At 48.4% G+C, this 13,481-nt stretch carries 9 protein-coding genes; 1 reads left to right on the top strand and 8 read right to left on the bottom strand.

The window, feature by feature from the left end; translation table 11 throughout:
* Nucleotides 1-12: 12 nt before the first annotated feature.
* The 8 genes from EZ315_RS02730 to EZ315_RS02765 form a co-directional block, all read right to left on the bottom strand.
* Nucleotides 13-1,710: an alpha-amylase family protein gene (locus EZ315_RS02730; RefSeq protein WP_135470404.1), complete on the bottom strand. Its 1,698-nt coding sequence runs from the start codon at nt 1,708-1,710 to the stop codon at nt 13-15.
* Between the two features lie 23 nt (nt 1,711-1,733).
* Nucleotides 1,734-2,543 carry a patatin-like phospholipase family protein gene (locus EZ315_RS16895; protein ID WP_135470406.1) on the bottom strand — a complete coding sequence of 270 codons (810 nt, stop codon included), beginning with the start codon at nt 2,541-2,543 and terminating at the stop codon, nt 1,734-1,736.
* Between the two features lie 25 nt (nt 2,544-2,568).
* Nucleotides 2,569-3,867 (bottom strand): glycoside hydrolase family 88/105 protein, encoded by a 1,299-nt coding sequence (locus EZ315_RS02740; RefSeq protein ID WP_135470408.1) that lies wholly within the window; start codon nt 3,865-3,867, stop codon nt 2,569-2,571.
* 134 nt (nt 3,868-4,001) lie between these two features.
* Entirely contained in the window at nt 4,002-5,102 is a 1,101-nt protein-coding gene (locus tag EZ315_RS02745) for a TlpA disulfide reductase family protein (RefSeq protein ID WP_135470409.1), read from the bottom strand.
* A gap of 6 nt (nt 5,103-5,108) precedes the next feature.
* A complete protein-coding gene (locus EZ315_RS02750; protein ID WP_135470411.1) occupies nt 5,109-6,707 on the bottom strand; it encodes a PKD-like family lipoprotein in 1,599 nt (532 codons plus the stop codon).
* Nucleotides 6,708-6,729: 22 nt separating this feature from the next.
* Entirely contained in the window at nt 6,730-7,533 is an 804-nt protein-coding gene (locus EZ315_RS02755; RefSeq protein WP_135470413.1) for a DUF4843 domain-containing protein, read from the bottom strand.
* A 23-nt stretch (nt 7,534-7,556) separates the two neighbouring features.
* On the bottom strand, nt 7,557-9,005 hold the full coding sequence (locus EZ315_RS02760; RefSeq protein WP_135470415.1) for a RagB/SusD family nutrient uptake outer membrane protein: 1,449 nt from the start codon (nt 9,003-9,005) through the stop codon (nt 7,557-7,559).
* Nucleotides 9,006-9,023: 18 nt separating this feature from the next.
* Nucleotides 9,024-12,092, bottom strand: a complete 3,069-nt coding sequence (locus EZ315_RS02765) for a SusC/RagA family TonB-linked outer membrane protein (protein WP_170957440.1) — start codon at nt 12,090-12,092, stop codon at nt 9,024-9,026.
* Nucleotides 12,093-12,348: 256 nt separating this feature from the next.
* Between EZ315_RS02765 and EZ315_RS02770 the strand changes: the two genes are divergently transcribed.
* Complete coding sequence (locus tag EZ315_RS02770; RefSeq protein WP_135470419.1) at nt 12,349-13,479, top strand: DNA polymerase III subunit; 1,131 nt, start codon at nt 12,349-12,351, stop codon at nt 13,477-13,479.
* Nucleotides 13,480-13,481: the final 2 nt, after the last annotated feature.

Genomic DNA, 13,481 nt, shown 5'->3' on the forward strand with positions numbered 1-13,481 from the left:
TATTAAAAGACCTTACTTCACATTCCTGTGGACTATCTTCCAAACAACAGCGTCATACGGAGGTATCATTGCAGTGAACGGTTCGGAGGATGAGAGAGTCTTAAGATCCGTCTCTCCGGAAAGCAATTCACGCGAAAGAATCTCCCCTTCCGGGATATTCAGCATCTCAAGAGCATGAAGAGGAATATTCACAGCAAGGTCACACGAATCGGACGAGAAATTGACTGCTATCAGCAGAGTGACTCCATCATGGCTACGCATGAACACATACTGCCGGTGAGGATTGAGTGTAGGATTATGGTAATTCACATACATGAGGTCATAGAAACGCCCCTGTGATATTGCCTTCTCACTGTTGCACAGTTTCAGTATGGTGGAATATTTAGCCCTCAGCCAACGCTCTCGCGGAGTGAGAAGAGAGCCGTCAGGGTTACCATTATTATACCATCTGCGCAGAGTCCCTACACTCCAGTAGTCAAATATGGTGGTGCGTCCGTCATAACCGCTGAATCCCTCGGCATCAGTGGCCTGCTCGCCGAGCTCCTGCCCGGCATATATCATCATCGGACCGGTAGATATCATTGAACTTACCACAAGCGACGGTACCACCTTGGCAGGGTCACCGGCATAGAACTTCGACCCGAACCTCTGTTCGTCATGGTTCTCAAGGAAATTAAGCATGTGAGGCTGTATCCCCTCTATTGACTGCCAGCAATTGGTGATTGTGGCGGCAGAGAAGTTGGAGCACTGTATGCCACGGAGGGTATCATACAGATTCACTTTGTCGTAGAGATAGTCGAAACCGCCTGTGAATATGAAATCACGGTACATCGCCACATCATATATCTCAGCAATAAATTTCACATGGGGATATTTGTCCTTGACATTGGGTATCGCCCACTGCCAGAATTCGAGAGGCACCATGAACACCATGTCGCAACGGAATGCATCAATACCTTTCGACGCCCAGAAACGCAGGATATGGAGCATCTTGAACCAGGTGTCGGGAATAGGGTTGTAATGTCCGGTGCCATTATACGGATCACGACCGTAATTGAGTTTTACCGTCTCATACCAGTTGTTGACTCCCGGAAATGCCGAAAAGCAATCGTCGCCGGTCGCCTTGGCAGGAAACTCCACATAAGCTTTCTTTCCCGAACCGAGATCTATAGAGGGGGCAAACAGCTGGCGGGTGATATAGTAATAGTTATTATTGGGAGAGAAGAACATGTCGGCATCGTCATGCGCTCCGAAATCCTCTATACCGGCAGGCGCGGCATCCGAATGGTAGCAGCGGGCAGTGTGGTTAGGTACAAAATCGATTATCACTTCAAGACCGGCGTCATGAGTGCGAGCAACAAGCTCCTCGAATTCACCCATACGGTTATCGACATCCACAGCCAGATCCGGGTCAACGTCATAATAATCCTTTATAGCATATGGAGAACCTGCCTCTCCTTTCACAACATGAGGATTATCGGCAGGGACAATGCCCTTGTCGGTGTAGTCGGTCTTGGTTGCATGCTCTATGATACCTGTATACCATACAGCTGTGACCCCCAGTTCCTTGATACCGGCAAGCACCTTGTCGGTGATTTCGTTCATCTTCCCCACCCCATTCTGAGCTATTGTTCCGTTAGGGACACATTTTTCAGTAGTATTGGTAAACAGACGTGGGAACATCTGATATATGATCGGTTTTCGGTCCATTTTAGTTAAGTTGGTTAAATTGTTCACGTCTTTTTAACATCCGACGGACGCACGAAACCTGCATTAAGCAACGCCAGCATCGTACTGTCGTATCCTGAACGGAACACCCTGTTTATCTCCTTGAGGTTAAATACCTTATATTTTGCAATATCATTGATGCTTATGGCAAGGTCACACATCTGCATCTGCTCTGTGGAATTGTTCTTCACAAGCAGGTCATAGGTGAGCTGAGCCACATCGAGTATCGACTTAGGCTGAGAACGCCGAGGCATAGGTGAGCAATTGACCCCGATGAGATACTTGCACTTGTCCCTGAGAGCCCATGCGGGCAGGTTGGCAACAACTCCGCCGTCGACATACATCACACCACCTATCTTGACAGGCTTGAACACAATAGGTATGCTGCACGATGCCGAGACACACTCGTCGATGCTACCCTCCCAGAATGCAACCGCCTTACTCCCTATCAGATCTGTGGCACACACCACCGCAGGAAGAGGAAGGTCGGAAAGGTCAGAGTAAGGTATCTGCTTGCGCAGAAACTTCTTGAACCCATCCATCGAAAAGAAACCGTCGCGAGGCAATGCCAGCTCGGCAAAGTCACCGAACTTCGCATCACTGAATGCCTTGAGAATCTCCTGGGGCTTCATTCCTGACGCATACATCACGGTAACTACCGCACCTGCGCTCACGCCACCTATCACATCAGGCTTCACACCCATCTCCTCCAGAGCCTGGAGGGCTCCGGCATGCGCGAAACCTCTCGCGCCTCCTCCGCTAAGGACGAGACCCAACTTATATGGCTTACGCGAAAAACGAAGCATGTCAAGCATAGGGCAGTCAAAATTTTGTGCAAATTTACATATTTGATTTCAGTCCGGCAATATCAAGCCCCATCCCTTCCATCTCAAGAGACGCCCATATGAAAGGGCCTACACCCTTTCCGTCATTGTCACGTATAGGCTCACTGAGATAATAAGCATATGATCCGTCACGACGCTTGTTCTCCTTTACGTTAGGCGCAGCCTTAAGCACAGCATCGCTTATGCCCGGACCAAGACCGGCTACCGAACAGCAGTTTGTGAGCGATAGCGTCCCGTCAGGCTCCTCGCGAAGAAAATTCTTTACAATACCCTTGTAAGCCTTCATGCCGGCATCAAGATATTTAGGATCTTTCACCCAACCTTTGCGAGCAGCCTTAAGAAGCGCATATGCAAACATCGACGAGCAGGTGGATTCAAGGTAATTGCCCTCACGTCCGGGTGAATCCATGACCTGATACCACACTCCGGTAGCTGGATCCTGCCATTTTATGACATTATCGAATGTGCGGGTCAGGAGATCGATCACCTCGCCACGGCGGGCATAGTCCTCGGGAAGAGCATCCAGTATCTCCACCAGTGCCATAGTGTACCATCCCTGTGCACGTCCCCAGCAATGCTGCGACAGTCCGGTCACATTGTCGCTCCAGAACATCTCGCGGCTCTCATCCCATGCATGACGGTTAAGCCCGGTATTCGGATCATAGGTGCGGTCGTAGGTTGCCTTGACCTGCTCAACGGCATCGTCATATATAGGCACGGCAAGATCGGGCGAATATATGGTAGAAGCCGCCAGCAGTCTGCCCGGGAGACCCATAAAAATACCGTCGAGCCACACTTGATAGGCATATATCGCCTTGTGCCAGTACACCCCCTCGTTAGTGCGTGGCTGGTCATTGAACTGCTTCATTATGGTGTTGATAGCCCTAAGATTCTTAGGTTCGGGGAACTCTCTGTACATGCGGGTTACAAAATGCACTGTACGCGTATTATCAAGATTATAGTCAAGCAGACGGTAACCTCGTATCTTTCCGTCAGTAGCAATCATGGTATCTGTATACTGCTTGCAATATGCAAGGATATCGTCACCGCCGTAACGCAAATATGTGTCAAGCATTGACTCTAGTTCGATGCCTACCACATATCCCCAGTTGGGACGCTTGGAAAAATCGAGCATACAGCTTGTCGGGAAACGTTTCATCTCCGAGCGTGCCAACCACTCTGAGTAATGTTTCGGACGTTCATTTTGGTTCTTTGCCGGAGCTTCTGACGCCAATGTTGTCCCCACAGTCGCCATGAGCACAATCCCTACAAGTATTGCATTAAATTTTTTCATTGCTTGTTTTTAAGGTATTATAAGATTCTTCCGACAAATGTACGCAAAAAAAATCACATATCCTCAGAATGTCGGCAAGGGTGAACACCCCTGACACGTATATTCTGAGGATATGTGATTTTCTACGTATCGGTTCAGTCCTTGAACTGACCGGCAATGAACTCTATAAGCCTTTCACCCCGAAGTCCGTCCGATATGATGCGGTTGTTCTCATCAAGGATGAACATATGGGGTATAGCGAAGATGTTATATACTGATTTAGGAGTATTCCCTTCGCCAAGTTCCGAGACATGCTTCCACGTCATCCCATCATCTTTGATAGCCTTTATCCAAGCATCCTTGTCGGTATCGAGCGAAACACTTATTATCTCAAGCCCTTTGGGAGCATATTCAGCATATAGCTTCCGCAAGGTAGGATTCTCAGCGCGACAAGGTCCGCACCATGAAGCCCAGAAATCAAGTATCTTCACTTTAGCTTTCACTCCGTAGAGCGAAAGATTCTCCCCCGAGGGAGTAGGCATTGTGAAATCAGGCGCAGTGCCACCGACAACGATACGCATCATCCTCTCCGCCTCAGCCTCCAGAATCTTTCCGGCTACGGTATTGCGGGCATTGGCTCCAAGCATTGCATATTTCTTATGGACCGTCTTTTCATTTACAAGTCTGCGTATATCCGAAACGAGCACCGAAGCACTGACAAGATTGTCATTTGCGGAAACAAATTCGTCACGCCTTGCATCAAACATGCCCACCTCATCATTAAGAGCCCCTTTGAGCTGCAATCGCCAGAAATAATCATTGAGATCATAGTTGGACCGATAATAGTTCTCCACCGAGTCGCACCTCATGGAATGCTCAAGCTCGATATCATGGAATTCATTGCGGATACGCTGCAAGTCACCTCCTCCGCTCACAGTCCATGCCTGAGGCGAGCGTACATCGGCTTTAACGTCATATTCCCTTCCATCCTCAAGCATCACAGGCACTCGCATACGAGAACCTTCCGATAAGATTTCGGCAGCCATCGGAGCAACACCCAAATCACCTTTGAAAACAAAACTTCCGTCGGGTGTTAGCGATGTTGCTATTGTGTCGACAGTATTGGTGCCGGTCCGAGTGACTAGATATATGCGGGTACCTCCATTGTTTTCAATTTTTCCAGTCACATTATAGGCGGCTGTCGCGGCTATGCTCCCAGCCAGGAAAGCAACCGCCAATACACTTAACTTTTTCATGGATTATTATGATTTTGCACGTTCTTTATACACGACCTCGACAATACTGCCGAAACCGTCATACTCTTTCAGTTTCTTAAGAGGCTGCATAAGATTCGGCACCTCATAGAAGCGAACCTTTCCACAGTTATCAGCAGGAGCCCCTTGCACATCGGTACCGACAATCAACTGATATCCGCGTGCCCGCTCCCAGTCGGCATATGCCTCCCAGCCAACAAACGGATTGAATCTTAGCACCTTGACAGTCTCTCCCGGGAATGACAGGACAGGGATTGCCGGTTCATCGGGAGCAGCAAGATTGAACTGATACACCTTGTCGCCAACAGCATAGAAAAGATAGTCCCACTGATGGTGGAAAGCAAACATAGTAGCATTATCCACATCCGGACCGATAACCTTACCGTAGGCAGCCTGTTCATTATAGCTTATGTAATCACCCTCTTCCCACCAATTTTCAGGCTCAATGTACTCGCCACGCAGATGGATCGAATAAAAATATGTCTCACCTGTTGAGGGGTCACGCAGCACGGAGTGAACAGGTCCTGACTTCGATGATTCCATATGCACCATGTCACGTCCGGTAGGATTGTCAAAAAGATGCCTGCCTTCAAAATCCATCACCGACGGATATACCGAGTTATTGTGGATCTGTATGAACTGACGGTGGTCGGCATCATACATTATCACAGGATTGCACCCATCGTTGTAGTTGTAATGGTTGACACCGATAAAGGGTGCCGGCTTGAAAGGAATCTTTCCGTTGAGACGAGTCAGGGGGAATTCGAAAAATGCCCCATCCACACTTCGTGCAATAGTGTAGATATCGTCATTCTCATCAATTATAGCCCAAAGGTTACGTCCGGCATACTTCGATATCGCGGAAGCCTTAACACGCACCGTCTCAGGCGATACGCCGAAACGCCACACCAGACTGTTCTCCTCGCCTACATGCAGATCCACCTGGTCAAGATTGTAAGTGTTCTTATCGGTGACAAGCAGAGTAGCCTGGTCCCTGAGATCATAATTGAAAATGAGTCTTTCCGGCTTTCCGAGATCCATCTCCACATCTTGGAATATGTCATGAGCCAGGAGGTCCTCGGTCTCGCTGCGGTTATACACGATATCAAGACGACACTTGTCGTTTACATTGCTGAGAACGAGCCATCCTTCGTTGGTGACAGAACGCACCATCAGAAAGAAGCGGGTGGTCCACACCACACCTGTCGCCTTATCCCTGACATTGAAGAATGCCGAATACTTACCCGGAGAGAGTGTGACCGGCTGATTGATACGTCGGGTGGTGCACACGGTGATGTCCTCAGTATCGATTTCCTCCCATCCTGCACCGAGAGGCATCACACGCCACTCGTACTCATAGGCTGACTCATCATTTATGCCTAACGACGACTTTATCTGAGGATCAAAGTCGATATTGTCAATGAACGCGACAACATTATAGGTCTTGCCTTCCTCAGGGCTTCTGTCGTCCACGGCTACCGACACCTCATTGATTTCGGTGTAGTCATAATTACCTATGTCGTCGGCACATCCTGCCGACCATAATCCGGCGGCAACTATAACCGGTATATATAGAAACTTTTTCATTGTCGTAAGAATTGTTTAGATATTATCTGTCGGACTCAATACCCATTTTCATAGGTTCACCATCTTCGTCAAGTATCGGATTGTCAGGATTCAGTGCATTCTGCTCGTCAAGCCATCTTTTCATGAAAGCTCCACAGAATTTCAGATATCCGGCAGTGAGAGTAGCTTTTGCTATCCAGTCCTCACGGTCTATTTCCATCACATCGCATATTAGCGAAGCCTTTGTCTGAGACCATGTGCCGAAATAAGGCTCTCCACGGTGGTCCCACCATACAGGCATGGGGAATGACTCGTCGATACGGATCACTCGTTGCAGATCTATAGGTCTTGTCTCTGTAGTTCCGTCCGCATTTACAAAGCCCACAGCCCTGGTGAAATGGAACTTCAGTTCATCACTTTCCACAAGGTTGATCCTGAAACGCCTTGCATTGTCTTTTAAGTCAGGTCGGCGCAACACTTCTATCTCAATGGGAGTCTCCGCCTTTCCAGCCTCCATGACATATTCAAGAGGCGGCATCACATAGTCCACCCCCTGCTCGGCAGCTTTTTCATCTCCCGGATCAGTCTCGACACGTATGCTGAATCGGCGGTCGACAGGTGATGTATTCCCAAACAATTTCACTATCAATGTGAGCTTTTGGCTCGTGACATCTGATTTTTTAAGTCCCCAATGCACATCGATGGTATCGTTCTGCATTTCAGACTCTTCATATCTGGTATCGAAATATATGCCGTTCTCTCCTGCATAAGTATCGAGCGACTCCTCACAACCGACGAGAGCCGATGCCGAAATCACAAGTCCAAGGGCTATAATTATATTTTTCATATCAATAGTCTTATGAAGTAGTTTTAGTTATACTGCGACTCTCCGTTAGGTATGGGCAGAGTATATTTTGACAACGGCGACACTCTGAACGGATAATCATCATATTGATCGGTCGCTGAACGCATGGCTGAGCATTTATTGCGCTTGTACCAGAAGAACAGCTGTCCCTCCCCATAGAATTCCTTTACCCATTCCTTGTAAAGTGAATAATACTTATCGGTGGGATTATTAAGCTCACGTATGTTAGTGATACCTTTAAGCCCTCGGGCATTGCGGAATTCATTGAAACGCCGCATGCGCTCCTCATCATCGGGACCTGTCTCGGCAAGTATCAGATAGGCTTCGCTCACACGTATCATAGGTATCATCTGGCTGTACAGTGAGTCAGCACCCTGGTACTTGTTGAACATGCGGTAGGTCATGCCTCCGAGCTCGACAGAATTCTTGAACGATGCTTTCACACGGTAGTCGCTGGCGGACTGACTCCCTTCGAATATCTGTTCCACTACATTGTCGCGTGGAGCAAGCAATGTGGAAGTCTTGAGATTATTGGCATCAAATAAAGAGGTGAACAGATTGTCACGCTGTAGATTCTGCAAAGAGAAAAGCAGCTCGGAAGAAAACACTCTGTCGACACTCGCACGAGTCAGTGCTATAGGATTTATCCATGGGAAATAACGCTCCTGAAGATCCACCACTTTCTTGGAATATGCATAGGCATTCTCATCGTCGTGGATATAATAGTAGCATCTTGCCATAAGCCCATAGACTGCATAAAGATTAAGGCGCAGGTTACGGTACTTAAGGAACACATCTTTAGGATTGCCCGAAGTGCCATAAGTCACGATAGGATCATTCTTGAGCTCTTCCTCAGCCACCGCGAGATCCTCAAGAACCTTTTCCATAAACTCAAGGGACGACAGACGCGGATTGACATCAAGCTGAAATTCCGTATAGTAAGGGAGTGCCGTAGTGGACTCTTCCGGAGTATAGCTTGTGCCGAACAAGCGGAACATGTCGAAATGGAGATAGGCACGCAGAGCATACGCCTCCCCCTTTATGATATGATAATACTCGTCAGGAAGCACATCGCGGCGTTCCTCACAGTTACGGATTATAAGATTGGTGTTGGCTATAAGATTGTAAGCCTTTCCCCACATGCTTTCCAGTCTTGACAGAGCGGAAGAACCACTGAAGTCAAGCTGCATTATCTCAAGGGCAGCCTTGTTGTCCTGTCCCACATCATAACGCTGCGCCATTATCTCTATGAACTCGCATGAGAGAGTCCTGCCGTAAAGTTCGGATGCGTTCAGATCGATATATATGCCGTTAAGAGCCTGCTTGAAGCCTGCGACAGTCGAAAAATTCTGTCCCTCAGAAATGCGGTCGCTCGGCTGCACGTCCAGAAAGTCCGAACATGACGCACATAGGGCTCCGAGCATTACCAGTATGTAAGATAATTTTATTTTCATGATTATTTAGTGTTCCGGTTAGAAGTTTATACCGACAGCAAAGCTCACACTGCGGGAGAAAGGATATGACGTACCTCTCTCATCCTTGATTTTCGACCATCGGGCGATATCGTTCATATATGCACTTAGCGATATGCCCTGGAATCCGATTGTCTCCATCCATCTGGTGGGGAGTTCCCAGCCGACATGAACTGATTCGATGGTGAAATAATCATTGTCCTGCACAAATCGCGATGACATTGGAGTGCTTGATGTCTCACGTATACCCTTGAACTGGGCTATATCGCCCGGCTTCTGCCAGCGGTCATAGAGAGCACGCTTGTCCTGGTTGGATGACAGGTCGGTACGTGATATGCTCTCGACCTTGTTATAGAGAGTGGAGTTGAACGCTTTGCCTCCGAGACTGTAACGACAGTATACGCTTGCCGAGAAGCCTTTCCAGTAGAGCGTGTTGCCGATCACTCCTTCAAGGTCGGGGCGGGTGTCGCCTACAACCACCTCATCGGCATAGCTGTGCTTGAATGTGTAGGCCCCATCTTTGGTGATGAATATCTCCTGACCGGTTGCAGGGTCAATTCCGGCAGAACGCACAGCCCAAAGAGCTGTTGGCGACCCTCCGTCATAATATCGGGTGAGACTCTTGGACAGGTTCTCCCTGTTGAACTGGTTAAGCTTATCTCCGATCTTACGGTACTCCGAAGAATTATGTGAAAACGACACACTCATTGTCCAGTTAAGACTATTGCTCGGATTATAGAGTATGGCATAGCGCACAGTGCCGCTGTAACCCTTGTTGACCTGCTGACCTATGTTGGCAAGACGGTTGGTGGTACCGACTGACAAGGGCACGCCTATTGATGCGAGCAACGGATCAGTGTTCTTGCGGTAGATGTCGAAGTTGAGATGGAAACGGTTCCACATGCTCAGATCGAGTCCGACATTGAGGTCGATGGTCTTCTGCCATTCGAGGTTGGGGTCGCCGAAAGCGTTGATGAGCACACCGGTGCCGAAATTGTTGAGCATCCAGTTGTTGTACTTGTAGGTGGTGATGGCGTTGAATGCTCCGAACGACTGGTTGCCGGGATTACCGATGGAGCCTCGGATCTTGAACATGTTGAAGATTCCTGTATGGTTCCTGATGAAGTCTTCGTAGGCTATGTTCCATCCTATACCGAATGCCCATGTGGTGGTGAAATGCTTGTTGGAGCCGAACACCGAGGTTCCGTCCATACGTATGTTGGCATCGAGCAGATATTTGTTCATGAATGCGTAACCTCCGTTGAAATAGAAGTTTGCGCTGCGGCTTGTGTAGTCGCTATAGCTCGGCTTACCAATGTCAGAATAACTGTTGGCAAATCCGGGAGTGGTGAAATCACCTTCAGGAAATCCCTGGGCATCGAAACCCTTGTCCTTGCTTTTATTTTCTCTGACCGATGCTCCGACAACGGCATTCACCTGATGCTTGCGGGCAAAAAGCTGTCCGTAGGTCACTGACACGTCGGCATCGTAACTGAATGAGTCGGAACGGTTGTTGCTATAGGTTCCTTTCTTAAGGAGTTCTGCTTCATTGAACTGGGTATCGGACGGCGATGTAAACGTCTCGGACTCCTGTGTGGTCTTCGATACGCTGAATCTGCCGCGGACCATTATCTGATCAATGGGACGGTACTCAAGATTGAAATTATTGCGTACACCCCATGAATTGCCCTTGTCATAGCTGTTCTGAGCGGCATTCCACAGAGGATTGGACACATAAATATAGGAACTTGACCCTGAGGCATCCGCCGGAGCTTCAAGCCACTGGTCGATGCTACCGTCAGCATTGTATTTCGGATAGTAAGGATTGGCGTCAGCATAGTCGGAAAATCCTACAACCGGATTGGTCAGATCGGTATAATCGACTGTAATTTTATTTGTAAAACTAAGTTTGCCTGTGCGGTATATGATATCCATATATCCTCCACCCACATTGCGTCTGGAGTCCTTCATAATACCGTCGATGCGGTTGTAGTTGACACCGATGCCGAACCTGAGATCGCTTGAACCGCCCTGCACATACAGGTTGTGACGCTGATTCAGTCCATTTTGCAGTGGTTCGGAGAGCCAGTAGGTGTCAACACCTCTGAGTACATTGCCGAGGAGGCGATTGTAGCGTATCTGAGCAAGCTCCTGTGAATCGGCAAGATTGGATTCAAAGTTACCTGCGAGACGCTCAAACTCAAGCTTTTCGGCAGCATTCATGAGGTTGTAGTCGGTGAGATCAGCCCATGAAAAATTGAATGAGCCGTTGTAGGTGAGCTTAAGCTTACCCATCTCCGGAGCCTTGGTCTCCACTACGATGACACCATTAGCTGCCTTCGATCCGTAGATCGCCGTGGAGGCGGCATCCTTGAGGATATTGACTGATTCTATACGGTCCATGCTGAGGTCCATGATGGTCTGTAGCGTGGTCTCAAAGCCGTCAAGGATAAAAAGAGGCTGATTGGGGTCCTGTCCGAACTGTTCCTTCAGACCGACCACACTACTCTTACCTCGGATCTCAAGGTCGGGAAGGCGGTTGGGGTCGGAACCGAACTGGTTGTTCTCCAATACGGTAAAAGCCGGGTCGAGAGTCTTGAGGCTCTGGATGAGGTTGGTGTTGCCTGCCATTTTCAGCTCCTCCGCCGAGAATGATGATGCAGCACCTGTGAAACTCTCCTTGTTGCGTGAATATATACCGGTCACCACTACTTCGCTGATGCTCTCTGCATCGTCCTCCATGGTGATTTTCATTCGCTTGCCTACTGTAGCCTTTACCTGCATAGGTTTCTTGCCTATATAAGAAATGGCAAGAGTCTGACCGGCTGCACCAGGGATTGAGAACTCACCGTTGACATTTGTCAATGCCGCTTTGTCGGTCTTGACTATTCTTACTGTGACACCAGGAAGCGGCTCTCCCTCAGCATCAAGGATAAGTCCTGTAATCAACGACTTGGGTGTCGCCTTATCATCTGTCCCTCCACTGCTCTGCTGAGAATAGGCTCTCAGGGATGGCGAGAATAGGAACAGGACTAACAACAGGAATAGATAAAGTCCTTTCGCTTTCATAAAAAGAATTAAGGGTATTGATATGTGATTGGTTGATAAATGTATACTATAATCTGCAAAAATCCCTGACAACGCAGGCCTATACCGAAATCTATGCCGCATTCATGCTGTCAGCGAATTTTTGCAAATGTAAACAAATTTTACCCCCCCCAATTTTTTAACTCATTTTAAATGTTTTTAACTCAAACCTATTGAAAAAATTCGATTAGCATTGATTCTCTCGCTTTCCTAAGTGATTTTTGTTAACTTTGCAAATATGAATTTCAAGGATATTCCGGCTCACGAAAATGTGAAACGTCAGCTGCGCGATATGGTGGCTGACGGCAGAGTGCCTCATGCTCTTCTGTTACACGGTCCGGCAGGATCGGGTAAATTTATGCTCGCCCGGGTTTTTGCGCAATACCTTCATTGCGAGCATCCCACATCCGACGGAGAACCATGCGGCACGTGCCCTGCCTGCATACAGCACCAGACTTTCAACCATGTGGACACACTATTTGTATATCCAGTGGTAAAGACCGAAAAACTCAAGGAGCCGGTGTCGGACGACTATATCGAGGAGTTCCGCGATTTCATCACATCCAGCCCTTACATGGATTTCGACAAATGGGCATCTTCATTCGAAAAAAAGAATGCCCAGCCGATCATATATGTGTACGAGAGTGCCGGACTCGAAAGAAGACTGGCTGTCTCAGCCACAGCATCAAAATACAAGATCGTGATAATGTGGCTCCCCGAAAAGATGAACGAACAGGCTGCCAACAAGCTTCTGAAGCTCATCGAAGAGCCTTACCCCGGTACCATCTTCATACTGGTGAGCAATGACGCATCAGCCATACTCCCCACCATCAAGTCGCGATGCCGACCTGTCGAGGTGACGCGACTTGACGATGCGACTGTGGCAGAATATCTCACCCGACGCCTTGCCATGGATCCGCAGGATGCCATGGCGTCAGCCCACATAGCCGGAGGCGACATCAATGCTGCTCTCCGGACAGTTGATGCCACAAGCGTGAGCTGGATGTTCTTCGACTACTTCGTGCAACTTATGCGACTTGCCTATCAACGCGATGTGAAAGGGCTGAAGCAATGGAGCGCGGATATCACCTCAATGGGCAGGGAGCAGGAAGTGAAATTCTATGAATACTGCACACGGCTCATACGCGAGAATTTCATATTCAACTTCAACCGTCCGGACATCACGTATATGAACCGAACAGAGGCTCAGTTCAGCCAACGGTTCGCACGATTCATCACCGAGCGCAATGCCGAAAGCATAGTGAACCACATGGATCTCGCCGCCCGCGACATAGCAGGAAACGCCAACGGAAAGATAGTCAATTTCGACTTCGCCATAAAAATGATAATATTAATCAAAAATTCATAGGA

It is taken from the genome of Duncaniella freteri (assembly GCF_004766125.1).
GTDB classification, from domain to species: domain Bacteria; phylum Bacteroidota; class Bacteroidia; order Bacteroidales; family Muribaculaceae; genus Duncaniella; species Duncaniella freteri.